We start from the raw sequence: 23121 nt of genomic DNA on the forward strand, positions 1-23121 counted from the left end.
TAAAAGTATCAAAAAAAGCGAAGCCCGTCAATACTAATAATAATATCAGTAAGTTGAATTTTAATATCGGCTAAATTTCATCCCCGAAAGTTGAGATTTTAATATCAGGGAATAACAATGCGAAGACTCAAAGACATACAAATGGAACTTTCTACAGAAGAATTCCGGCAGATTCTCTCCATTGCCCTGGACGAGGACCGGGATAAGGCCATGGAATTTATCCGGGATCACCTGGCCAAAAAGGTGGACAAAAAACTCCAGGAGCATTGAGTGCCGGTCTTCGAAGTCAGTTATGGCCCCGGCCAGACAAATCGTTTCTCATAATCCTTTCTGCTGCTTTGCAGCAGCCCCCAGCCCCTTTCTGTCTCATGATCTGTGATCCCTGGACAATGGGAAACCATCAGGCAAATACCGCCCCGGTACCGGGGCGGTATACTTATTTTTTAGCCATTACATGATCGGGGCTTTTTCCGGCTCCCGCGGAAACCAGTCGCGTGTTCGCAGGCAGAAGCGCACCAGGGCGAGCATGATGGGCACTTCGATCAATACGCCCACAACAGTTGCAAGCGCGGCCCCGGATCCGGTGCCGTAAAGCGTTAGCGCAACCGCAATGGCCACCTCAAAATGGTTGGAGGCGCCGATCTGGGAGGTGGGGGCTGCGTCTTCATAAACAATGCCAAGGGGCCTGCAGGCCAGGTAGGCAAGGCCGAATATGAAAAACGTCTGGATGATCAGCGGGATAGCGATCATCACGATCACCATGGGTTGGCGGATAATGACTTCTCCCTGCAGCATGAACAGGGCCACCAGCGTCACCAGCAGGGCGATCTGGGAAACGCTGCCCCAGGCTTTAATGTATACTTTTTCAAACCACTCCATTCCCTTGCGCTGAATCAGGATTTTCCTGGTCAAATAACCAACCACCAGGGGCACGCCCACGTAAACGCCCACGGTCAGGGCCAGTGTCACAAGGGGAATGGGCATGGCCACGCCCAGAAGCAGATTGCCTAATGGCGCATACAAAACAAGCATTGTCAGGGAATTGATGGCCACCATGACCAGGGTGTGGCCCATGTTGCCGCCGGAAAGATAGCTCCATACAAAGACCATGGCCGTGCAGGGGGCAATGCCCAGCAGTATCATGCCGGCCGTGTATTCGGCCCCCATCTCCGGGGTGATAAACGGCGCCCAGATCTGGGTCATAAACAGCCATGCAAAAAATGTCATGGTAAAGGGCTTGATACCCCAGTTGACAACCAGGGTGGTCAATACGGGTTTCGGGGCTTTGACCGCTTCTACCACCTGTTTGAAATCGATCTGGATCATGATGGGATAGATCATCAAAAACAGCAGAATCCCGATGGGCATGTTGACCTGCTGGATTGACAGCGAGTCGATAAAATTGGCCATGCCGGGAAACCCGTACCCGATCAGGATCCCGGCGGCCATGCAAAGGGCAACCCACAGGGTAAGATATTTTTCCCAGAGCCCCATAACATTTTCCTTTTTTTCGTTCATTGGTTCGTATCTCCTTTGTCAGTGTTCTGGTTGATACCGGCTATACTGTTGGCCTTTGCTTCCGGGCTTTGCACAATTCATCCGGCGGAAAGGACAAAATGGTTTCAAGCGCCTGCTTGTCCTTCAATATGATCCGGGAGCCGGCGACTGAAGACTTTGCCCAGTTTAAAAGCGCTTCCGGGAAGTTTTCGGACAACCGGTAGTGCACCCACCGGGCGTCCTTGCGGCTTTCAACCAGCCCGGCATTCTGCAGAACGCTCATGTGTCTTGAAACCGTCGGTGTTGACACCTGCAGAAGCTCGGTGATCTGGCAGACGCAAAGTTCATCATGTGCTGACAGGGCCATGACGACCCGAAGGCGGTTGCCGTCGGAAAGCGCTTTGATTTGTTTGAGTGTTTTTTCCATTTAGAATATCTTGGTTATTTAAAATTTGCATATTTAGTTAATTGTCTAAATAAAATAAAAACACAGGCCGGGCATGTCAAGAAAAAATTCAATTTTTTTATATTTCACAAATCCGGCCGGTTGTCTGCGGCGCTTTTGATGATTTCATAGACATCCGCAGGCTCCATGTCATGCTGATCGACAATCTGTCTGATGCGCGAATCCGGGGTGGCCGCTATATCAATGTGGAGACACAGGGCGATCAGAAAAAGAAGGCCCACCAGGATATGCTGATCGGACCATTGCGTCTTGGTCAGCCCCAGAAAGCGCCAGTCCACCCAATGGGCCACCCGGCCCTGGGGTGCAATGTAGAGCGCAATGCTGTTTAGCACGACCACAAGAAATGACAGCAATGCGGTCAGGGAAACAATCTTTTTGATTTTTATCTGCTGATTCATGCTTTTCCCCTTTTCATAAAGAATAGCAGGTTTCCGCGGTCGCAGTTGCGATTCAATACTTTTTATGCAGGATCAGGGCAAAATATACAAGCGGTTTTCATGTCGCACGCCAGGGAAAAACAGGGAGAAACAGGGACGTTGACAAACCGGCAAAACAACCGGATAATGACGCCATGGAAAAGGGTCGAAAACAAAAAAATCCGTCCTTGCCGGACAACCTCCGGCCTGTTTTCTGCGACATCACCTCTCTTATCCAGTCGCCATGCTGCACTATTTTGGAAAGCATCAGTGACGGCGTCTTTACCATAGACAGGGAAAAACGGATCACCTCTTTTAACCGGGCGGCAGAACATATTACCGGCCTTGCCCGGCAGGAAGCCGTCGGCCAGTTCTGCTTTGATGTATTCCGGGCCGATATTTGTGCCAAAAACTGTGCACTGGAAAAAACGCTTTTAAATGAAGCCCCGCAGATTAATATTTCCGCCCGGATCATTACACAGCAGGGCGAGCAGAAGCCCATCAGCCTGAGCACCAATATCCTCCGCAATGCCAAAGGCGAGGTCATCGGCGGTGTGGAGACCTTCAGAGACCTTTCGGACTTAAAGGAACTGCAGCGCCGGCTTGACCGGCAGTATGTCAGGGAAGACATTGTCGGCAAAAGTCCCCAAATGCAGAAAATCCTTTCTTTTCTGCCCGATATTGCCGAAAGCGACAGTTCCGTTTTGATCCAGGGTCCCACCGGCACCGGAAAAGAGCTGGCTGCCCGGGCCATTCACAATCTGAGCCGGCGAAACAAGGGTCCGTTTGTTGCGGTCAATTGTGCCGCGCTGCCCGAAGGACTGCTCGAATCCGAGCTGTTCGGCCATGTCAAAGGAGCGTTTACCGGAGCAGTCCGGGATAAGTCCGGATATTTCCTTGCAGCCGACCAGGGGACCCTGTTTCTCGATGAAATCGGGACCACGCCGTTTGCCTTTCAATCCGATCTGCTCCGGGTTTTAGAGAGCCGGGAATTTACCCCGGTTGGCGGCACCCGCACTGTGAAATCGGATTTCCGGATCATTGCAGCGGCCAATCTTCCGCTAAAACAGCGGGTGGCAGATGGGGAATTCAGAGAAGACCTTTTTTACCGCCTGAATGTGGTCACACTGGAACTGCCGCCCCTGAGTGAAAGAAGAGAAGATATCCCCCTTCTGGCGGACCGGTTTATTGAAAAGCTGAAGCTGAGCAAAGGGAAAAACATCCGGGAAATTGCACCGGATGCCCTGCAGGCACTTATGGAATATTGGTTTCCCGGCAATGTCCGGGAACTGGAAAACGCCATTGAGTATGCTTTTATTACCTGCAAGGATTCGGTTATCAGAAAACAGCACCTTCCCCCGGAAATTGCACAGAAAGAAGGTCCGGCAGCCCCCCGGCTGTCTGAGCAGCAGCAGATTGAAGCCGAAAAGATCCGCACTTTCCTGAGGCAAAACGCAAACAGCCGGGAAAAGACCGCAAAAGCCCTTGGCATCAGCCGGAGCACCCTCTGGCGGAAAATGAAGAAACTGGGCATCACCCCGCCTGAAAGTGAAACATAGCCTGAAACGGTTTCATTTTTTGCAACATCCCCGGCCATCCAAAACCGCCGCCGTTTTTCCTTATTTACTTTCAACACACTGAAATTTCAACAATATTTAGTGTTGTGCCAAGCTGCTGCTCATGCTGGCACCAATTATGCTTATATATGAGAAAGTAAAGGCATGCCCCGGGATCTGAAGGGTTTTCATGGCTTCGGGTCACAGGGATAAAACCCGTTTAAACCAAAAATATATCATTGGGAGCAGAAATGATTGTGGGGGTCCCTTTATTCGGCAGGCGGGTGGCTCCGTATTTCGGAAGTTCCCCTGCCATCGTGTTTTATGAAGTGCAACACGGAACCATCCGGGAAAAATGGATAATGGAACCGGACACCGATGATCCCATGGAAATGGCCCGTAAAATCGTCAAGGTGAAAACAGATGTCCTGGTCTGCGGGGGCATTCAGAAATTCTGCAGGCAGTGGCTGCAACTGCAGGGAGTTGCTGTTGTGGAAAATCAAAAAGGAGAAGCCGAACAGGTGGTGACGAGCCTGACGGCATCGGAAGGGTTTTCGGCATAATACAGTTGCGGTATCAAGGAAAGGACGTGTTTATCAATGGAGCGGGTGCGGACAAAGAGGGGCAGCGATTTTGAAAATGGAGGGTTCCCCCGCTGGAGAATCTATTTCAGCCTCTATTTCCGCAATATTGGGGCCAATTTGCTGGGATTGGCCATTATCCTGGTTCTGAATTTTTTTACCCCCATGACCTCAGAATGGGTCGGCAAAGCGCTTCTGGAAAACGGCACCGGGCATTACCTGATGATGCTTTTCCCGTTTATCCTTATTTTGGTTGCCCTGCTGCAGTATCAGTTTCAGAGCCCGGTGTTCGCTTACCTTTCCGCCCGGGCCCGGGGGGAACAGTGTGACCAAAACAGCGAGGAAAAGGTCAAAAAACGGGTCCTGAACCTGCCGATCATTCTGGCTGCCACCAACCTGGCGGTCTACATTGCCGTGCCCCTTGTTCTGATCTGCTATTTCTGGACTTTTGATATATTTTTTATGGATGTCAGGATTGTCTCACTTCTTTTCTTTCGCTCGGTGATGATCGGTCTGATTACGGCTTGCCTGTCGTTTTTTATCGTGGAAAGCTATGCCAGGAATGGCTGCATTCCCCTGGTTTTTCCGCAAGGCGGCCTGACCCGGGTGCCCGGAGCTGTGCGTATCGATGTCATGCGCCGGATTCGGCTGCTCAATCTTACCGGCACGCTTACTCCTTTTTTGATTCTGGTGGTGACCCTGGCCTTTGTTTTGTGGGACGTGATGGGTGAGCCGGATTTTTCCCGCCAGCTCGTTTTTGATATTTTTTCCTTTACCCTGGTGCTGTGCGCGATTTTCGTGGTGATTGGATTCCGGCTCAACCGCCTGGTGGGCCGCTCCATGGTCGAACCCATTTATGCCATGCTCGATGTGGTGGCAAAGGTGGAAAAAGGCGATTTTACCCAGCGGATGCGGGTGGTGTCCAATGACGAACTCGGGGTTCTGGCAGAGGCCGGCAACCGGATGATCCAGGGACTGGCCGAGCGCGAGCGAGTCCGGGAATCCTTTGGCCGATATGTCACCCCGGAGATTCGGGACAAGATCCTTTCCGGCGAGATTCCGCTGGACGGGGAAAAAAAGACGGCCACCCTGCTTTTTGCCGATTTGCGGAATTTTAGCCCGTTTGTGGAGTCAAACGCACCCGAAGAGGTGATCCTGAGTATGCGTGAATACTTTACCAGGATGGAGGAGGCGGTCCGGGCCAATGACGGGCTTGTCCTCCAGTATGTCGGTGATGAGATCGAGGCGGTATTCGGCGTTCCCCTGGAAGTTGAGGATCATGCGGATAAAGCGGTTTCTGCGGCGCTGCGGATGCGCCGGGGGCTGGCCGAGCTCAATGAAAAAAGGCGGCTGCAAGGCAGTCCGCCTTTCCGCCATGGGGTGGGTATCTGTTCCGGGCCGGTGCTGGCTGGAAATACCGGCAGCAGGGACCATCCCGCTTACGCACTGATCGGGGATACGGTCAATCGGGCCTCCAGGATACAGGAACTCACCAAGGAGCTTGACTGCGATATACTCATCGCCCGGGAGACCAGGGAGTTGCTTCGCGCTGAATATCGGCTGCGCGAAAAAGGCGCTTACAAAGTAAAGGGCCATATGAAACCAGTTGAAACCTACGAGCTTATTGCCGATGATCAACAGAAGGGCAATGTTTTAAATGACCAGGATGACAAAGCTGAATTTTAAATAAAAAAGGAGGAAATCATGGAACAGGTGTTAAAAAGTTTGACGCTTGAGTTTTTTGGCAGCGGGCAGCACAAGTTGACACCGGAAAAATTGTTTGAAACAGAGTCTGCCATTTTGCTGGATGTGCGATCCAGAGAAGAAGCGGCCTCCCTGTCCATCAACTTGAAAGCACACGAAAATATCGAGTGCCGGCATATCCCGATAAATGAAATGCCTGACCGATTTGATGAACTGCCGAAGAATCGTTTAATCGCGGTTTTCTGTCCGGCACAGGTCCGCTCCTCAATTGTCTATGCTTTTCTGCTGACCAAGGGGTTTGAGCAGGCAAAGGTTTTGGAGGGCGGTTATAACGCGCTTACCGAGGCCATCAAGCCGGGCATGCTCCTGAAACACATCCGGACCGAAGAGCAAAGGAGATAAGCACTGATGATGAATCTGGTCATTTGCTGTGCGCTGATTTTTATCGTGGCGGTCACCATGACAATGGTGGGCAAAGGGGGCGGCAATTTTTATGTGGTGATTCTGGCCATAGGCGGCCTTCCCATGCACCAGGCCGCTACTACCGGTCAGTTCATCCTTTTTGCTGCATCTGTGGCGGCCATGATCGTTTTTCAAAAAAACAAGGCCGTGTCATGGCCGCTGGCCTTTTTGGTCGGCGGCCTGACGGCTGTGGCCGCACTGGGCGGCGGCTACTTTTCGCATCTGTTCAGCGGTTTTGCCCTGAAAATCATCTTTGCGGGCATGCTGGCTGCCGCTGGTGCTGTCATGCTGGTTCCGGTTTCCGAAAACAAGCATCCGGAACGAACCCCGAGGTTTGGCACGTTATCCCTGAAATCAGGAGAGGATCGCTATTTTGTTAATCTCTGGATTGCTGTGCCTGTAACACTGCTCACCGGTTTTGGCTCCGGCATGGTCGGGGTCTCCGGCGGATCCTTTCTGGTGCCCCTGATGGTTGTCGCCTGCGGGGTGTCCATGCACAAAGCTGTGGGGACCGCCTCGATATTGATTGCGGCCATTGCCTTTATGGGGTTTACCGGCCATGCCGTGCAGGGCGATTTTAATCCGCAATGGGCGCTGCCTCTGGCTGCAATGACGGTTCTCGGGGGCATTCTCGGCGGAAATTTTGCCCTGAACACGAAGCCGAAATACCTGAAACAGATATTTGCCTATACAAATTGGCTGGCGGCGGCTTTTATGGTGATCAATGCAGTGATGGTGTGATGTGTGATTCATTTTCATCCGAAACGCCTTTTTACGGCAGCTATTTTCTCTGGCTCCAGAATAGCAGAAAACCCCCTGCCGCGATCATGGGCAGGGACAGGATCTGGCCCATGGTCAGAAAATCAAGGGCCACAAAGCCAAGATGGAGGTCGGGCTGCCGGAAAAATTCCACCAGAAAGCGGAAAAACCCGTAAAGAAGCAGAAAAAGTCCGAGAACCATGCCTCTGGGCCGCGGCTGCCGGGGAAAAAACCAGAGAATGAAAAATAAGACCACGCCTTCCAGCAGGGCTTCATAGAGCTGGCTGGGATGGCGGGGCACTGCGCCGGCACCCGGTCCGGGAAAAACCATCGCCCAGGGCACATCGCCGGGCCGGCCCCAGAGCTCGGCGTTGATAAAGTTGCCGATGCGGCCGGCAAAAAGGCCCGGCGGGGCCAGGGGGGCGACAAAATCCCCCAGATCCAGGAAATGGATATCATGTCGTTTCGCAAAAACCGAACCCGCCGCCACAATGCCGAGCAGTCCGCCGTGAAAGGACATCCCCCCGTGCCAGACCTTGAATATCTCCAATGGATCGGTGACCAATGCGGCGCTGTCGTAAAAGATCATGTAGCCCATCCTTGCGCCGATGAGAAGGCCGACTATGGCATAGAAGGCCAGGTCCTGAAACTGTGCCGGCGTCATCGGCGAATCCTTGCGCCTGGCGCGCCTGGTGCCCAGCACTAGGGCGGCGGCAAAACCGATAACATACATCAGCCCGTACCAGCGCACAGCCAGCGGGCCGATTTCAAATACAACCGGGTCTATTTCGGGCAGGACAATCATGCCGGAGGGCCGTGTTTCTCAAAATATCTTTTCACCCATGGCGATAATTTCCATATGCCAAGCATCAGCAGGACCTGGAACATGGGCACAACAGAAGGCGGCAGAACAGAAAGCCCGCCGAATGTGGTGGCAGTCAGTGCCAGGGTGATGCCGTGGTTTTTGGCTGTGGTCCCGAATCCGATGGCAATCGCGTATTCGTAGGACAGGCCGGATTTCCTGGCTACAAAAATCGAAATCAGGAACAATAGCGGATACACAATAAACACGGAAGCCGCCAGGATCCAGAACAGGTTCAGATTCTGCAGGATCAGCTCCGATTCCCCGGAAACGGCGATAAAAATGACGAAAACCATGGCAATACTTGCCAGTGGCGGCAGAAAAGGCTTTATGTCTTGATTGAACACCTCTTTTCCGTATCTGGGAATGATCAGGCCCTCTCGTGCGCCGATACCGACGATCATGGGCAAAATAATGATCCAGAAGATCTGTTGGGCCATAAACCAGAAATCGATGACCACAAATTTGCCAGCCAATACAGTCAGCCAGAACGGAATGGCCGCAATTGCCACCAGAAAGCTCAGCACCTGAACGATAAGGGCGGTTTCCGTCTTTCCGCCGGAAAGCCCGGTCCAGGCGACCATCATGCCGCTGCAGGGCACTGTTAATTTGAGAATCCATCCGGCAATAAACTTGGGATCAAGCGATGCAAAAAACAGTTCCGCCCAGAGATAGGCGACCACGGGGGAGAGCACAAAATTGATCAGCACCGCGATCAAAATCACTTTTTTGTCAGTGGCGATCTGCTTTAACTCCCGGATCGCTATACCCATCATTATGGGCACGAGCATAAGCATCATCCCATAGGGTATCAGCGGCTTTAAGGAATGCACCAGGTCGGGATACCGGCTTCCGACGGTTATCGCCGCGGCCAGATCCGCAAAGATAATGAAGGGCAGATATCTTTGCAAGTATTTTGAGACTTGTTGTATCACTATCTCTACGCTTCTTTCAGACCGGCTCTATGTCCCCGCAGCAGGCCGGAAAGCCCATGGCCGATGCTGTCCATGCCCGAGTAGACCACCGGCACCACGATCATTGTCAGGAACGTGCCCACCAGAAGGCCGCTTCCGGCCACGATGCCAAGCGGGCTTAATCGCTCCAGCCCCACTGCGGTTTCAAATATCAGGGGGGAGAGCCCGATGATCGTAGAAAACGTAGTCATCAGGATGGGCCGGATGCGCAGCTCCACTGCGCGGACGATGGCGTCGTTTTTCTCCGAGCCCTGTTTTCTGGCCTGGATGATGAAATCGAGCAGCAGCACGCTGTTGTTGATAATGATGCCGGCCAGAAAGATCATGCCCATGGTGCCGGGCATGCACATGGGCTTGTCAAACAATAAAAGCCCCCACATGGAGCCGGCCACGGCCAGGGGAATGGCCGCCATGATGGTAATGGGATGGGCAAATGAGCCGAACATGGCCAGAAGCAGGAAATAGAGCAGCACAATGCCGATGACCAGGGCCTGGCGGAGCTGCTTTTGAGTGCTTTCCATGTCCGATGCGGTGCCGGCAAATTCGATGTTATAGCCGCCCGGCGGATCCAGACCGGCCAGGGCCTTTTTGGCCATGCCTGTGACCTGGGCGATGGTCATATTAAAGTTGACACCGGTCACATCAATGGTGGCCTGCAGATCCTCCCGGGTGATAAAGGGGCGCTGGGTCTGCGTTTCTACTTCTGCCATGGCCCGCAGCGGTATGGGGCCGAAATCCGATCCCACATAGGCATGTTCCAGGGCGGACAGGCTGTTGCGATCAGACCGGCCGTACTGCACCCGGATGGGAATATCGAGAAAATCTGCAAGCCGCATGGAGGTGGCGGGCACGCCCTGCACCGCTGCGCTGACCTGCCGGGAGACTTCTTCCGGGGAGGTGCCGTACATGCGCGCCAGGGCCGGGTCCACGGTCACATCCACTTGTTTTTGATCAAAATGCCAGCTTCGGCGTACATCGGTAAGGCCGCGCACGCCCTGCAGCCGCTGCATGGTTTGGTCGGCCAGTCGGTCCAGTATCCTGGCATCCGGTCCGCTGATGATGATATCCACGGGCGCCTTGGTGGTGGCCATGGGCGTGGCCCCGTACTCGCTGACCCGGAAGCTTTTGATCCCCGGCACCTGCCGCAGCTTTTCCCGCCAGGTTTCCTCGATCGCCCAGATGGACTTTTCCCGCTGTGTCCGGTCCACCAGTTCAACCGTGATGGAGGCGGACTGGGTGGTGGCGCCGCCGGTGCCAAAGGAAATGGCACCGGGCTCCGAACCGATCACCGAGGAGACCTTTTCGATGCCGGGCTGGGCATAGATGATTTCCTCCACCCGGTTCAGGGTTTTTTCCATCTGCCCGATGCCGTCTGTGGCCGGCAGGTCGAATTCGACAATGGCGATTCCCGTATCCATGGGCGGCATGAGAGCCCCGCCGATAATCGGCGGGATGGTTCGGACACTGAGCACAAAAAAAGCCGCGGCCAGGATCAAGGTGACCAGGCGCCAGCGCAGGGCGCTTTTTAAGATAAATACATAGAAGCGCCGGATAAAACCGACGCCCACATCCACCCATGAGGCGACGCGTTCGGCGATATTCTTCTTTTTCCGTTTCCGGCCGAGTACCTTCGAGGTCAGCAGCGGCACCAGGGTCAGGGCGAGAACCAGCGAGGCCACCATGGTCAGGGAGATGGTCAGACTCAGCCGGCCGATGGTCCGCCCGGGATAGCCGCCGATAAAGATGATGGGCACCAGGACCGCCACCGTGGTGAGCATGCCGGCGGTGATGGCCAGGGCGATTTCTCTGGCGCCGGTGTCGGCGGCGGTTTTGGCATCCGGTTGGCCCTCTGTTCCATCCGGGCCTTTGCCGGCATGAAAATGGCGGTAGATGTTTTCCAGGGCCACCACGGAGGCGTCCACCACCATACCGGTGGCCACGATCAGGCCAGACAGGGTGACCATGTTTAAGGTATAGGGCGTAAACCAGAGCACGGCCAGGGTGAACAGAAAAGAAAGCGGTATAGTGATGCCGGCCACCAGGGCGGCCCGCGCCTCTGCCAGAAATAAAAAGATCACCGCCACGGTAAAGATCACGGCCTCGATTATGGACAGCACCATGCCGTGCATGTTGATGTCAATCAACGGCTGCTGGTCCTGGGTGAGTTCAAAGGCAATATCGGGATATAGGGCGGCGAGTTCCGGCAGAAAGGACTTGACCCGTTCAATGGCGGCCACGGTATTGCCCCCTTCCGGCTTGATGACGCCCAGGGCGATGGCTGCCTGGCCGTTTCCGTGATAGGCAGAGCGCGGCTCCTGTTCGGTAAGTTCCACCTCGGCCACATCGGATATGCGCAGCAGACCACGGCCCGGCCGGCGGATCGGCAGTTGGCGGATTTCGCTTAAATTTTTGAATTCTCCGGCAATACGTACCAGGTATTCGCTGTCGCCCGCATAGATGTTGCCTGCCGGCGCCGAGATGTTTTGTTCGGCCAAAGCCGCAATGACCTCGCCGATGTGAACCCCGTTGGCGGCCAGTTCGTCCCGGTCCACACGTACCCGGATTTCCGGCCGATGCCCGCCGAAGACGTCCACGTCCGCCACCCCCGCTATGGCCAGGAGCCGGTCCTGGATCTGGTTTTCCGCCAGCAGCCGGATTTCGGAAAGATCGCGCCGGCTGTCATTTTTCGGCCGCAGGGCAAGGGTGAGCAGCGGGCGGGCCGTGGCATCGCTTAGGCGATAGAGTTTGGGTTCCTGTGCGTTTACCGGCAGATCCGCCCGGATGCGGGCCATGGCATTCTGCACATCCAGAATGGCCTGGCCCGGGTCTTTGCTGTAGGAAAATTCCGCCATCACGGACGAGACCTGGTCGCGGCTGGTGCTGCGGATACTTTCCAGTCCGCTCAAGGTGTTGATTTCTTTTTCAATGACTTCCGTGATCTTGTCGCTGACATCGTCGGCTGAGGCCCCGGGCTGTACCGTCACCACCACCACCTGGGGCGGAAAGGTATCCGGAAAAAGCTCCGATGGCGTGCGTAGAAAGCCGATAAACCCCATGGCCGCTACCAGCAGGACCGCGGCCGCAACCGCATAAGGATGATTCAGAGCTGCCCGGCTGATATTCATTGCACAACCTCTACTTTCTCTCCGGAGGAAAGGGTCGCCCAACCCAGATAGGTGTTTTCGACCACCTGTGTTTTTGCATCAATTCCCCGGACCGCCGCCCGGTCCGCAGTGCGTCCCAGGAGTTGGACCGGCTTTGCGGAAAGGGTTTTGTCTTTCACCGTAAATACATGGGTCCTGCCCTGCTGCGGGCCTTCGATCAGAGCCGATGCCGGAAGCAGGATCACGTCGGTGAGCTGCGCGACCTTTACGGTGACCGGCAGATAGGCGCCCGTGTCAAGACCGGCTGCGGCCGCCCGGTCCAGCCAGATCTCGGCCCGCATCATTTTCGCCTTGTCCAGGGCCGGCTCCATGAGCCGGATTTCGGCCTTTTGCATGCCGCCATTCACCTCAAAAGCGGCTTTAAGTCCCTTTTGTACTTCGGGCAGGTCCTTCTGGGGTACGTCAAAGGCGATTTTGACCCCGGACGGGTCCTGGACCGTGAACAAGGTTTTTGCCGGGGCGGCCATATCCCCTAAATCTGCCAGGCGCCCGGTGACAATGCCGTCAAAAGGGCTTTTTATGGTGTAATAGCCGCGCCGGGTGAACAGTTCAGCCTTCTGCTTTTTCAAGGCATCAATCTGTCTTTCAATAGCTGAAGATTTCGTTTGGGCTGCCGTCAACTTTCCCTTGATATCCGCGGCCTTTTGTGCTGTCTGCTCTGCCTCGGATTTGGAAATCGCACCTTTTTCTGACAAAGCACGGGACCGTTTTTTTTCTGCCCGCCAATACGCATAGGATTCTCTGAGGGCTTCGACCGTGGCCCGGCTGCCGGAAAGCTCGGCCCTGGCCTGTTCAATGCGGGAAGATACCGCGTCAATGGCGTATTCAACCTCTTTAGCGTCAAGTTCGGCAAGAACCTCTCCAGCTTTGACCCCGTCGCCTTCATCCACCCGGATGTCTTCCACCTCAGCCGTCACCCGTGCCGATACCCGCGCTTCATTAAACGGTTCCACCACCGCCAGATACTCTTTTTTCAGGGCCAGATCCCCTTTTTCAGCAACAGCCACAGTCACCGGCCGGGGCTTTAAGCCGTAGGCCGGTGTCTGGCCCAGGTCCTTTTTTTTCTGTTTGACCAGCAATATGGCACCGCCAACCAGACAGATGATTACCAGTATCGGTATTCCGATGCGAAATCCGCGTCTCATTTGGGTTTACTCCTTGTATAGGATTGTTCCCCTGGCCAGCTCCAGCCGGGCCAGATCGGTATTGTATGCGGCCAGGGCGCGGGCGAGATTGGTCTGGGCCCGCAGCAGGGCGTCCTGGGCATCCAGGACATCGACAATGGTGCCCTTGCCCAGATTGTACTTGGTCTGTTCGATATCCAGGGCTTCTGCAGCCTCCTCGATGGCCGCCCGGGTGGTCTGCACCCGTTTTGTATCCGCGATCACGGCATCCCTTGCATTTTGGACTTCCAGGCGGATTTGCAGCTCAAGTTCCCGGAGCCTCGCCTGCAGGGCGGCCTGATCGGCCCGTGCTCCGGCTGTTCTGGCAGCAATTTCGCCTCCGGCAAACAGGGGCATTTCCATGTGCAGACCGATGCTGCCCACGTCTTCTTCCTCGGAGGCCCCGGCCTGGACGGTAGTGTCGCCTTCGGCCCACCGGCCGCCGTAGGTGCCGCGCAGATCTATCCGCGGAAAGTATTCTCCCCTGGCCGCGGCAAGCGATTTTTCAGCCGCCTGTGCCTGGTTTTTCAGCGCCTGGTAATCCTGTCGCGCAGCATAGATGTCCTGCCACAAGACGTCCCCGGATACGCCCGGATTTTCAAAAGACAGATTTCCCTGTACCGGCAGGTGTTTTTGTTCGGTTTCCATGCCCAGCAGGTTGGCCAGAAGCCGGTGCAGGGCTTCCAGGCGGTTTTCTTCGGCGATGATCTGCTGTTCAATGTCGGACAGCCGGACCCGGACCCGCAGCAGATCCACCCGGACCCCTTTTTCCACTGCGATCAGGTCCTGGATTTTTTCTTGCTGGCGGGACACGGCTTTGTGCGAAAACCGCAGGGACTCGATGACTTTCCGCTGCTCCAGGATGGCGTAAAAGGTGGATGTTACGTTAAATACGGTTTCTTTTCGGGTTCGGCCCAGTCTGTCCATGGCAGCTTCGGCGAAAAGCCGGGCGGCCGAAGCCCGGTTGATCAAACGCCCGCCGGTAAACAGGGGCAGTTCCAAAACCAGGTCCGCGCCGTACTGATCCTCGCCCCAGGCCCCGGCCTCCCCCGGGGATCTGGCCGGCACCAGGCGCTGGTCGTCCAGGTACCGGCTGGCCGAGGCCGCTGCGCTGAGATGCGGCAGCCGTTTGCCCCGGGCTTCCCGCCAGTCCGCGCGCGCTGAGTCGGTTTGATGCCTTTGGACTTCAATGCCGGGATTGCGCTGCAATGCCAGCTCGATGGCTTCGTCCAGGCTCAGCTCCCGGCCGAAATCAATGGGCGGACCGGCTTTTTCCCGGTTGTTTTCGGGTGCGGAAAAATCGGCGGTATTGCCCGGGTCAGGGGTTTGCATGTTTTTTTGCATTCCGCCGCAGCCCGACAGCACCAGTGCCAGTAAAATGATTGTCAGTCGTTTGTGCATGTTTGTCCTCGGTCTTGCTGGATTGTTTGAGCTTTGTTGTTTGGATCCACGGCTTGTTGCGCCACACCTGCCGCATCCCGCCGTCCCATTGCCAGCCCGTAGGCTGCGGGCAGGAAAAACAGGGTCAGCAGCAGGGAATACAGCAGCCCCCCGATGACCGCAATGGCCATGGGCACCAGCATGTCGCCGCCTTCGCCCAGGTTCAGGGCCAGGGGAAGCAGGCCGAGAACCGTGGTCAGCTGGGTCATCAGGATTGGACGGACACGGATCGGGGCGGCTTTTTCAATCGCCTGCAGGGCCGGTGCGCCCTCAGCCCGGTATTGCTCGGCCAGGGCCAGCAGAACCACGCCCTGGGAGGTAATGCCGCCCATCATGACCACCAGGCCGATCAAAACGGTCACTCCGATGGGCGTTGCCGTTAAAAACAGGGCCAGAAAGGCGCCGGTCAGCGTCAGGGGGACATTGGCCATGATCAGCATGGGCAGCACAAAGGATTCAAACTGAATCGCCAGGGCCACATAGGCAAACAAAACGGCAAAGGCCAGGATAAGGCCCATGGCCTTGGTGTTTTCAGCCATCATCTGCGCCTGGCCGCCCATTTCCCAGCTCACCCCGGAAGGACTCTCCAATCCCGCCATGGCCTGCTCGGCCCGGGACACGGCCTCCCCCACGGATATGCCCGCGGAGTCGGCTCGGACAATAACCTGCTTGGCCAGATTTTCCCGGACGATTTCCACCGGGCCGGAAGCCCGGCGGACATCGGCCAGATCCCGCAGATAAATGGATTCCCCGTTTTTAGCCGCCACAACCAGGTTTTCCAGATCCCTCTTGCTGGTCAAACGTTTTTCCGGGACCACGAGCCGGATATTGTAGTACTCCATGCCTTCCCGGTACCGGGTGGCCACCCGCCCCTGCACCAGGGTCTGGAGCATATCCGCCACATGATCCACTGAAACGCCGAGCTCCGAGGCCCTGGCCCGGTCAATGTGCACCCGGTATTCCGGCTTGGTCATGTCCATGGAAACATTGATATTGCCAAGACCGGAAACGTCCCCGAGCCGGGCAGCCGCTGTTTTTGCAAAATCAAAGATGGGCTTGATTTCCGAGCCCTGGACCTTGACCTCCACCTCCTGTTCGCCGACTTTGCGGATGCCTTTGACCTTCATCTGCTGGACCATGAGCTTTCCCCCGGGAGTTGGGATTTGGGCAACCCGGGGTTTGATCTTTGAGATGAATTGCCGGGTGCTCACATCCCTTTGTGCCCCGGGAACCAGTTGAATGTCGACTTCGCCTTCATTGGCGATCTCGTAGGTATACAGGCCCCAGACCTTGCCCCCGGCCAGGGTGAATGTGCTTTCGATCTCCGGCAGCCCCTCCAGTTTTTTCTCCACCTGTTTTAAAATTTGGTCCACCTTTTCCACTGCGGTGCCCGAGGGCATTTTGAGCTTGACCATGACCCGGCCGTCGTCCACCTTGGGCAGAAATTCCGAACCGGTCAGATTGGCCAGCAGCAGGCCCCCGGCAAATAACACCAGTGCGGCGCTGATAATGATCCACCGGCCCTGCAGGCATTTCTGCAGGAGCCGGGCGTATTTTCGGGTCATGGCCGAGAGCACGGCATCAAATGCCCGGGCGGCCTTTGACCCCTGTGTTGATTTTTCGCCCCGGAGAAAAGATTGGGTCAGCAGGGGGGTCAACGTCAGGGCCACGAGCAGGGAGATGATCACAATGCCGGCCACCACCAGCACCAGTTCCTTAAACAGCAGGGCGGCCAGTCCGGGCACGAACAAAAAGGGCAGAAAGATGGCCAGAAAGGTCAGGGTGGCGGCCACGATGGCCGAGCCCACCTCCCGGGTGCCCGCAAGGGTATAATCGGCTTTGCCTTCGGCCTTGAGCCGGGTAATGTTTTCCAGGACAACCACGGAGTTGTCCAGGATCACGCCCAGGGCCACCACCAGCCCGCCCAGGGAAAACAGATTGATGGAAAACCCGGCGGTTTTCATGACAAAGAAATTGGCCAGGAGGGTCGCCGGCAGGGCAATCATCATGACCGCCACCTGCCGCCAGCGGCCCAGAAACAGATACACCACCACAATGACCAAGATGGCCGCCAGGATGGCCGAGTTTTCCACGCTGTGAATCGCCCCCAGAACGTAATCGCCCTGGTTTTCCACGTATCCGATGCGGATGCCGGAAGGCATGGAGGCCTCCAGCCCCTCCATTGTATCCTGCACGGCGCCGGCAACGGTCACGGTGTTGGCAGTGGACTGCTTGAGCACGTTTAACTTTATGGCCGGTTCTCCGTTAAACCGGGTGTTGACCCGCATGTCCTCGTGGGAATCCGCGACTTGGGCCACATCCTTGACATAGACCTTGCCGCCGTTATCATCGTTTGCCACGACCAGGTTTTCGATTTCCGCAATGCTTTCAAACTCGCCCATGGTCCGGGCGATGATCTCCCGGTTTTCAACCGTGACCCGGCCGGCAAATATCTGGCGGTTTCCCGCAGAAAGCGCCCCTGCCACTTGGGCCGGCGAGAGCCCGAAAGCGGCCATGCGCTGCGGATCCAGGTGAACACGGATTTCCCGCTCCAGGCCGCCGACGATTTCCACACCCGCCGTGCCCGGCACAGTAATCAGGCGGTCGGAAAGCCAGTTGTCCGCCCATTCCCGGAGCCAGACCAGATCGTGCTGATCCGAAGACACCGCCACCTGCATGACCGGAAGCTGGGAGGGGTCGGCCTTGATGATCACCGGCGGATCCATGGACTTGGGAAGCCTTCGGGAGACCCGGCCCATGGCCGTGATCACGTCCTGATAGGCCACCTCCACATCCACCCCGTATTCGAAGTTCACCAGGAGGGTATACATCCCCTCGATGCTGGAGGACTCCAGGTAGTCGAGGTTGTCCACCGTGGCCAGCACCTCCTCGATGGGCTCGGCGATCTCGGTTTCGATCTCTTCCGGGGTGGCCCCCTGCCACCAGATGTGGATTTTGATCATGGGGTAGGTGACTTCCGGCAGATAATCCACTTCGAGCTGGGTGAAGCTGAACAGGCCGGTGATCACAATGGCGATGGTCAAAACAACGGCGGCCACGGGCCGCTTGAGGGTGGTTGCCGTGAGTTGCATGGGTTTAGGTGTCCTGGCTGTGTTTGGACGCTGAATCCCGGGCTTCTGCAATGCGCACGGCTGTGCCGTTTTTGAGGCTGTTCATTCCGGCTACGACCACCTTTTCGTCGGGTTTGAGTCCTTCGAGTACCTGGACCCGGCTGCCCTGCTCAATGCCGAGCCGGATTTCCCGCTGCTTTGCTTTGCCGTCGCTGACCACAAAAACCGCCTCCCGGCCGCCCGGGGTGCTCAAAAGGGCGCTTGCGGGAATGATTACGGCTTTATCTGCGGTCTGCACCGGCAGCAAAACCCGGGCAAACATGCCGGGCATGAGTTTACGCGGAGCGGTTAATTCGGCCTCCACCGGCACTGTTCCGGACTGGCGGTTTAATTCCGGATATATCCGGACAATTTTGGCGTCAAAATCCCGGCCGGAATAGGCATCCAACCGGATGCTGGCTTTCATGCCCGGTTTGATGTCAGATATAAGCCTCTCTGAGACAGAAAACCGCACAGCCAGGGAGCTGCGGTCCAGCATTTCCAGAAGAGGGGCCTGGGGTGTGGCCAGATCTCCGGGATGTACGTAAACCTTGGTGATGATTCCGTCAAAAGGGGCGTAAATCCGGGTCTCATCCAGTTTTGCCCGGGCTTTGGCCAGCGCGGCCTCTGCCTTTTTGACTTCGGCTTCCTGGACGGCCAGTTCGGTTTGGGTGGGACCGGATTTGAGCATGGAGAGTTTCTCCCGGGCCGAGATCAGGTTGGTGTGACACTCGGCATAGGATACCTGGGCCTTTTCCAGCGCTTCCCCGCTCACACCGCCCTTTTGGGCCAGCTGCCGGACACGCTCCAGGTTTTTGCGGGAAAACCCGGCACACTCCTCCAGGTACCGGACGTTTTGTTCGGCCTGGGCGATTTCTTCGGGGCGGGCCCCGGCCTTTAGATCGGCCAGCTTTGATTTTGCCACTGCCAGGTTTGCTTCTGCCTCCTTTACCTCGGAGCGGTACAATGGCCGGTCAATTTCAATGAGTTTTTCCCCTTTTTTCACCGGGTCGCCTTCCCGCCAGGGGGAAAAACCCACAGGGCCTTCCACGGTGGCCCGGACTTTGATTTCCCGCGTGGCCACTATTTCACCTGTAATATTAATATGTTTGGAAATTTCTCCCTGGCTGGCACTAACCACTTCCACAAGCGGGGATTTTTGGGATTTGTCCTCACTGGATGCGGCTTCCGAGCCGCAGCCGGCCAGAAACAAAGCGGCACTCAGGATCAGCAGCAGGCAGGACAAAAATTTGCATTGGATTTTCACTTGTTTTTCCTTAACACGCATTTTTATGATTTTGCGCTGGTGAAAAAAGGGCAGATTTCAAATCTGCCCCCGGCGTTGGTTGAGCGTCCGGACCGGCCGGCTATGCGAAAATGGCGCCGTAGCTCATGCCCACGATGGTGGAGAGCACCACGATGATGCCGGCAAAGGTGCCGGTTTTTTTCCAGCCCATGACGCTGCCGATGACAATCAGGTTGGGCAGCGATAACGCCGGGCCGGCCAGAAGCATTGTCAAGGCTGGGCCCTGGCCCATGCCTGAGCCCAAAAGCCCCTGGAGAATGGGGACTTCGGTCAAGGTGGCAAAATACATCAGCGCCGAGGCAAGGGCTGCGACCACATTGGCCTGCAGGGAATTGCCGCCAACCAGATCGGCAATGTAGCGTTCCGGAATCAGAGCGGTCTCCCCGGGCCGGCCCAGGAAAAACCCGGCAAAAATCACGCCGGCAAAAAGCAGCGGGAAAATCTGTTTCATGAAGCCCCAGGAGGAGTCCACCCACTGGGAAAGTTCATCGCGTTTGAACCAGGAATAAAGGATAAAGCCCAGGATGACCAGAAGGGCTCCGGTAACGATCCATTTGAGATTGAATATGGTTTGCCACAGCATGGCTGCATCCTCTGCCGGCTTGGCAAAAGCGGCAAAAATCAGGATCAGGATCAGCACCAGCATAAACATGGCTTCCTGGCCAAGGGACCGGCCCGTATCTTCTTCTTCGGGCAGATGCATCTGTGCGGCCTGGCGCTCTTCATCCTCTTTGCGAAAAATAAAATGCATGGAAAGGCCCACAATGACGGCAAAAAATATGGCGCCAATGGCCCTTGCCAGGCCCAGCTGCCAGCCCAGCACCCGGGCGGTGAAAACAATAGCCAGAACATTGATGGCCGGGCCGGAATACAGAAACGCAGTGGCAGGCCCAATACCCGCGCCCCGGGAGTAGATGCCGGCAAACAGCGGCAGCACCGTGCAGGAACACACTGCCAGAATGGTTCCTGAAACCGAGGCTACGGAATAAGAAAGACATTTGTTTGCCTGGGCGCCGAAATATTTCAGCACAGATGCCTGGGAGACAAACACGGCAATGGCCCCGGCAATGAAAAAGGCCGGGATCAGGCAGGTCAGTACGTGTTCCCGGGCATATTCCTGAAGCATCATAAAGGCTTCCAGACCGGATTGTCGTATGATTTCATGGTTCCAGGGCATGTAATAGGCCACCAGGAAAAAGATCACAAGCAGCAGGAGTTTGTAGCGTTCCTTGAGATTCATTGTATTTCCCCCTGATTTGTATGGTTATGAATATATATCGTTATATTGGAATATATGAATAAATAAGAGATTGTCAACAGGGCCGTGCAAAAAGCAGCCTGATAGATTCATAACATATTGTTTTTAAACAATTTACGAATCCATCAGGCTTCTTTTTGAAAAGCTTTTTTTTATCCGCAGCAGCAGCCGCCTCCGGGTGCCGGGCGTGCAGACGGCGGCAGATCCCCTTCTTCATAAGCTGGCCCGGAGGTCGCGTTTTTCACCGCCTGCTTTACCAGTTCCACATTTTCTGCATCCAGGTTAAAGTCCTTGTTTTTCTCGATGCCGTATTCGGTTATCACCAGGTGTTTGTGGCGGGGAAGCGGCACCCCCGCACCCTGCAGTGTGGCTTTGCCGCAGCCGATTTCGCAGCCGTCTATGACGATCACAGCGTCGGCATCTTTGGCCGACTGGACAAAGCCGGAGATTCGGCCCCCGATGCCGGCCAGACAGAATATTTTGCCAAAGCCCTCCGTGGTCAGCTCAACTGCGGCCCGGTTGGCCAGCTGTCCCACATTGGAGCCGCCCGAGCAGGGCAGCAGCATGGTTGTTGTGCCTGTTGTTTCACAGCAGTTTTCAGCCATTTTTTCCTCCTTTTTATCGTAAGCTTTTTCCAGTATTTCAAGCGGATGAAAAACAGGCAGGATTCGTCCATCAGAAACCGGCAGGTGTCGCAGTCCGCACATGTTTCCACCACCTGCCGGATCAGGGTGGTTGATGATTCCTGCTCCTGGTATGCTTTCTGGTTCAAGGCGGTTCAGATCCTTGCCATTTAAAAGATTCCAAGGAACTTGTTTTTTGAAGGCTCGAAATGGATATAAACCACAGAGGACACAGAGATCACGGAGAAGGCTTCTTATAAATAATGTTTTTTCTGTGCCCGTATACCAAGCCGGACTTTTTCACGCGGCCCGGCCGGGGATGTCACCGGTTTTTTCCAAGGGCAGAAAAACGATGCGCACCAGCAGGTAGGCCGACAACACCAAAAAGAAAAGATCCCGGATCACGGTCCATATGCCGGCCGGACCGTGGGCGGCCTCCGTGGTAAAACAGCCGCAGTGAACGTCTAACCCCCTGATCTGGTTAAACACCAGGGCGGCGGTGAAAACACACATGAGCAGTGCGCACACAAATACGCCCCCGGGAAGCCATATCCCGGTGATCAGGCACAGCCCCGCCGCCAGTTCAATCCACGGCAGGGCCAGGGCCACGGCGTTGACCGCGAAATCGGGCAGAATCTGGTAATTGTACACGGCTTCGGCAAATGCCTGCGGATTTAGGATTTTGTCGTAACTGGCATACAAAAACACCGCACCCATCAAGATCCTTGCAAAAATAAACCCGGTTTTTTCGATTTTTTGAAAACGCAGCTTATTCATTGTCCGTATTCCTGCTCTGCGTGGGCAATCCCGCCTCCTTCCACACGGTCCAGCCGTTTACCAGTACCCGGGTGTCTTCAAAGCCCATGTCCGCCAGAAACAGCGCCAGATCGTGGCTCAGTTCGCAGTTTTCCCCGTCACAGTAACAAATGATGGTTTCGGCTGTCTCCAGGCGGTCTGCGGCTTCCATGAACCGCTCATGCACCTGCTGCCATGGAAGGCTTACAGCCCCCCTGATGTAGCCCTGATCGTACTGGTCCTTTGGCCGCGCATCCACGAACACGGCCGTGTCTTCTGCATACATCCGGCTGGCTTCTGCAAGGCCGATCACCATGCTTTGTCCGGAATCATCGGACAAACGGGAGTCCGCAGACCAGTCGCCTGCAAACGGGAGACTGTTTTGGCGCAAAAGGTTAGTGCAGGCCGCCAGGATGCACCCAAGCACGATGAGACCAAGCGCCTGCCGGGCTGCCTTGATGGTTTTGTTTTTGGCTCCCATTTGGTTTTGGTTACAGGCCCCGATATTGTTCCGGAGGTTTGACGCCCATGTCTGACAGATTTCGGATAATGGTTTTTTTGTCCATAAAACCCGTGTGGCGACGGACTTCCTCGCCTTTTTCATTGAAAAAAATCTGCGTGGGAATGGCCCGGATTCCGTATTTTTCTGCCTGTTCCCGGTTTTTCCATACATCGATGAAGATGATTTTTGCCCTTCCTTCATAGGCTTGTTTCAGCTCTTCCAGGATCGGGGCCATCATTTTGCAGGGCCGGCACTGGTCTGCGCCCAGGTCCAGCAGGGTGACCTCGCCGGGTGCCGGCGATGCGGCCGCGGCCTGCTGTGAAGCGGGTCCGGAACTGGATTGCGTTTCATTGCCGGTTTGAAGCACTCCCCAGACAGAAGCGGCAGCAAGAAGTACTACGGCAGCGATAATGGTCATTTTTGTTTTTGATCTCATGGGCCTCCTGTTTTTTCCCTTCTTTTTAAAACCATGACAGGCGGTTT

Annotated in this window: 21 protein-coding genes; 6 read left to right on the forward strand and 15 right to left on the reverse strand. The window is 55.7% G+C overall.

Features of this window, described 5'->3' with window-relative positions:
* The first annotated feature begins 141 nt into the window (after window positions 1-141).
* Window positions 142-270, forward strand: coding sequence for a hypothetical protein (locus HNR65_RS18140; protein ID WP_269750861.1), 129 nt, complete (start codon window positions 142-144; stop codon window positions 268-270).
* Between the two features lie 180 nt (window positions 271-450).
* Here HNR65_RS18140 and arsB read toward each other — a convergent pair whose 3' ends face one another.
* From arsB to HNR65_RS06030, 3 genes are all read right to left on the reverse strand, one after another.
* Window positions 451-1518 (reverse strand): ACR3 family arsenite efflux transporter, encoded by a 1068-nt coding sequence (gene arsB, locus HNR65_RS06020; RefSeq protein WP_181550580.1) that lies wholly within the window; start codon window positions 1516-1518, stop codon window positions 451-453.
* Window positions 1519-1558: 40 nt separating this feature from the next.
* Window positions 1559-1924 (reverse strand): ArsR/SmtB family transcription factor, encoded by a 366-nt coding sequence (locus HNR65_RS06025; RefSeq protein ID WP_181550581.1) that lies wholly within the window; start codon window positions 1922-1924, stop codon window positions 1559-1561.
* Window positions 1925-2028: 104 nt separating this feature from the next.
* On the reverse strand, window positions 2029-2361 hold the full coding sequence (locus tag HNR65_RS06030) for a DUF4405 domain-containing protein (protein WP_220128306.1): 333 nt from the start codon (window positions 2359-2361) through the stop codon (window positions 2029-2031).
* Between the two features lie 173 nt (window positions 2362-2534).
* Here HNR65_RS06030 and HNR65_RS06035 point away from each other — a divergent pair, with 173 nt between their 5' ends.
* The 5 genes from HNR65_RS06035 to HNR65_RS06055 all read left to right on the forward strand — a co-directional run bounded on the left by HNR65_RS06035 (window position 2535) and on the right by HNR65_RS06055 (window position 7423).
* Window positions 2535-3938: a sigma-54 interaction domain-containing protein gene (locus tag HNR65_RS06035; RefSeq protein ID WP_181550582.1), complete on the forward strand. Its 1404-nt coding sequence runs from the start codon at window positions 2535-2537 to the stop codon at window positions 3936-3938.
* Between the two features lie 248 nt (window positions 3939-4186).
* Window positions 4187-4498, forward strand: a complete 312-nt coding sequence (locus HNR65_RS06040) for a NifB/NifX family molybdenum-iron cluster-binding protein (protein ID WP_181550583.1) — start codon at window positions 4187-4189, stop codon at window positions 4496-4498.
* Window positions 4499-4534: 36 nt separating this feature from the next.
* Window positions 4535-6202 carry an adenylate/guanylate cyclase domain-containing protein gene (locus HNR65_RS06045; RefSeq protein ID WP_181550584.1) on the forward strand — a complete coding sequence of 556 codons (1668 nt, stop codon included), beginning with the start codon at window positions 4535-4537 and terminating at the stop codon, window positions 6200-6202.
* A gap of 18 nt (window positions 6203-6220) precedes the next feature.
* Window positions 6221-6622 (forward strand): rhodanese-like domain-containing protein, encoded by a 402-nt coding sequence (locus HNR65_RS06050; protein ID WP_181550585.1) that lies wholly within the window; start codon window positions 6221-6223, stop codon window positions 6620-6622.
* A 6-nt stretch (window positions 6623-6628) separates the two neighbouring features.
* On the forward strand, window positions 6629-7423 hold the full coding sequence (locus tag HNR65_RS06055) for a sulfite exporter TauE/SafE family protein (RefSeq protein WP_181550586.1): 795 nt from the start codon (window positions 6629-6631) through the stop codon (window positions 7421-7423).
* A 40-nt stretch (window positions 7424-7463) separates the two neighbouring features.
* Here HNR65_RS06055 and lgt read toward each other — a convergent pair whose 3' ends face one another.
* From lgt to HNR65_RS06115, 12 genes are all read right to left on the reverse strand, one after another.
* Window positions 7464-8246 carry a prolipoprotein diacylglyceryl transferase gene (lgt, locus tag HNR65_RS06060; RefSeq protein ID WP_181550587.1) on the reverse strand — a complete coding sequence of 261 codons (783 nt, stop codon included), beginning with the start codon at window positions 8244-8246 and terminating at the stop codon, window positions 7464-7466.
* Complete coding sequence (locus HNR65_RS06065; protein ID WP_332309016.1) at window positions 8243-9238, reverse strand: arsenic resistance protein; 996 nt, start codon at window positions 9236-9238, stop codon at window positions 8243-8245. The genes lgt and HNR65_RS06065 overlap by 4 nt, the downstream gene beginning before the upstream one ends.
* Window positions 9239-9243: 5 nt before the next feature.
* Window positions 9244-12402 (reverse strand): efflux RND transporter permease subunit, encoded by a 3159-nt coding sequence (locus HNR65_RS06070; RefSeq protein WP_181550589.1) that lies wholly within the window; start codon window positions 12400-12402, stop codon window positions 9244-9246.
* Complete coding sequence (locus HNR65_RS06075; protein WP_181550590.1) at window positions 12399-13586, reverse strand: efflux RND transporter periplasmic adaptor subunit; 1188 nt, start codon at window positions 13584-13586, stop codon at window positions 12399-12401. Before HNR65_RS06075 ends, HNR65_RS06070 begins: the two co-directional genes overlap by 4 nt.
* A gap of 6 nt (window positions 13587-13592) precedes the next feature.
* Complete coding sequence (locus HNR65_RS06080; RefSeq protein WP_181550591.1) at window positions 13593-15005, reverse strand: TolC family protein; 1413 nt, start codon at window positions 15003-15005, stop codon at window positions 13593-13595.
* The gene (locus tag HNR65_RS06085; protein ID WP_181550592.1) at window positions 14990-18136 is read right to left on the reverse strand and encodes an efflux RND transporter permease subunit; all 3147 of its coding nucleotides are present in this window, start codon (window positions 18134-18136) and stop codon (window positions 14990-14992) included. The genes HNR65_RS06080 and HNR65_RS06085 overlap by 16 nt, the downstream gene beginning before the upstream one ends.
* A gap of 4 nt (window positions 18137-18140) precedes the next feature.
* Window positions 18141-19421, reverse strand: coding sequence for an efflux RND transporter periplasmic adaptor subunit (locus HNR65_RS06090; RefSeq protein WP_181550593.1), 1281 nt, complete (start codon window positions 19419-19421; stop codon window positions 18141-18143).
* A gap of 100 nt (window positions 19422-19521) precedes the next feature.
* Entirely contained in the window at window positions 19522-20700 is a 1179-nt protein-coding gene (locus tag HNR65_RS06095; protein WP_181550594.1) for a permease, read from the reverse strand.
* A gap of 170 nt (window positions 20701-20870) precedes the next feature.
* Complete coding sequence (locus HNR65_RS06100; protein WP_232364674.1) at window positions 20871-21425, reverse strand: putative zinc-binding protein; 555 nt, start codon at window positions 21423-21425, stop codon at window positions 20871-20873.
* Window positions 21426-21641: 216 nt separating this feature from the next.
* On the reverse strand, window positions 21642-22118 hold the full coding sequence (locus HNR65_RS06105) for a MauE/DoxX family redox-associated membrane protein (RefSeq protein WP_181550595.1): 477 nt from the start codon (window positions 22116-22118) through the stop codon (window positions 21642-21644).
* Window positions 22111-22617, reverse strand: coding sequence for a rhodanese-like domain-containing protein (locus HNR65_RS06110; protein WP_181550596.1), 507 nt, complete (start codon window positions 22615-22617; stop codon window positions 22111-22113). The genes HNR65_RS06105 and HNR65_RS06110 overlap by 8 nt, the downstream gene beginning before the upstream one ends.
* A gap of 10 nt (window positions 22618-22627) precedes the next feature.
* Window positions 22628-23074 (reverse strand): thioredoxin family protein, encoded by a 447-nt coding sequence (locus HNR65_RS06115; protein ID WP_232364675.1) that lies wholly within the window; start codon window positions 23072-23074, stop codon window positions 22628-22630.
* Window positions 23075-23121 lie beyond the last annotated feature (47 nt).

It is taken from the genome of Desulfosalsimonas propionicica (assembly GCF_013761005.1).
Lineage (GTDB): Bacteria > Desulfobacterota > Desulfobacteria > Desulfobacterales > Desulfosalsimonadaceae > Desulfosalsimonas > Desulfosalsimonas propionicica.

Coding starts and splice junctions, on each gene's coding strand:
- HNR65_RS06040 (WP_181550583.1), top strand. CDS start 4,187: ATGATTGTGGGGGTCCCTTTATTCGGCAGGCGGGTGGCTCCGTATTTC.
- HNR65_RS06100 (WP_232364674.1), bottom strand. CDS start 21,425: ATGTGCGGACTGCGACACCTGCCGGTTTCTGATGGACGAATCCTGCCT.
- HNR65_RS06045 (WP_181550584.1), top strand. CDS start 4,535: ATGGAGCGGGTGCGGACAAAGAGGGGCAGCGATTTTGAAAATGGAGGG.
- HNR65_RS06050 (WP_181550585.1), top strand. CDS start 6,221: ATGGAACAGGTGTTAAAAAGTTTGACGCTTGAGTTTTTTGGCAGCGGG.
- arsB (WP_181550580.1), bottom strand. CDS start 1,518: ATGAACGAAAAAAAGGAAAATGTTATGGGGCTCTGGGAAAAATATCTT.
- HNR65_RS06080 (WP_181550591.1), bottom strand. CDS start 15,005: ATGCACAAACGACTGACAATCATTTTACTGGCACTGGTGCTGTCGGGC.
- HNR65_RS06110 (WP_181550596.1), bottom strand. CDS start 22,617: ATGGGAGCCAAAAACAAAACCATCAAGGCAGCCCGGCAGGCGCTTGGT.
- HNR65_RS06095 (WP_181550594.1), bottom strand. CDS start 20,700: ATGAATCTCAAGGAACGCTACAAACTCCTGCTGCTTGTGATCTTTTTC.
- HNR65_RS06030 (WP_220128306.1), bottom strand. CDS start 2,361: ATGAATCAGCAGATAAAAATCAAAAAGATTGTTTCCCTGACCGCATTG.
- HNR65_RS06085 (WP_181550592.1), bottom strand. CDS start 18,136: ATGCAACTCACGGCAACCACCCTCAAGCGGCCCGTGGCCGCCGTTGTT.
- HNR65_RS18140 (WP_269750861.1), top strand. CDS start 142: ATGGAACTTTCTACAGAAGAATTCCGGCAGATTCTCTCCATTGCCCTG.
- HNR65_RS06105 (WP_181550595.1), bottom strand. CDS start 22,118: ATGAATAAGCTGCGTTTTCAAAAAATCGAAAAAACCGGGTTTATTTTT.
- HNR65_RS06035 (WP_181550582.1), top strand. CDS start 2,535: ATGGAAAAGGGTCGAAAACAAAAAAATCCGTCCTTGCCGGACAACCTC.
- HNR65_RS06070 (WP_181550589.1), bottom strand. CDS start 12,402: ATGAATATCAGCCGGGCAGCTCTGAATCATCCTTATGCGGTTGCGGCC.
- HNR65_RS06055 (WP_181550586.1), top strand. CDS start 6,629: ATGATGAATCTGGTCATTTGCTGTGCGCTGATTTTTATCGTGGCGGTC.
- HNR65_RS06025 (WP_181550581.1), bottom strand. CDS start 1,924: ATGGAAAAAACACTCAAACAAATCAAAGCGCTTTCCGACGGCAACCGC.
- HNR65_RS06115 (WP_232364675.1), bottom strand. CDS start 23,074: ATGAGATCAAAAACAAAAATGACCATTATCGCTGCCGTAGTACTTCTT.
- HNR65_RS06075 (WP_181550590.1), bottom strand. CDS start 13,586: ATGAGACGCGGATTTCGCATCGGAATACCGATACTGGTAATCATCTGT.
- lgt (WP_181550587.1), bottom strand. CDS start 8,246: ATGATTGTCCTGCCCGAAATAGACCCGGTTGTATTTGAAATCGGCCCG.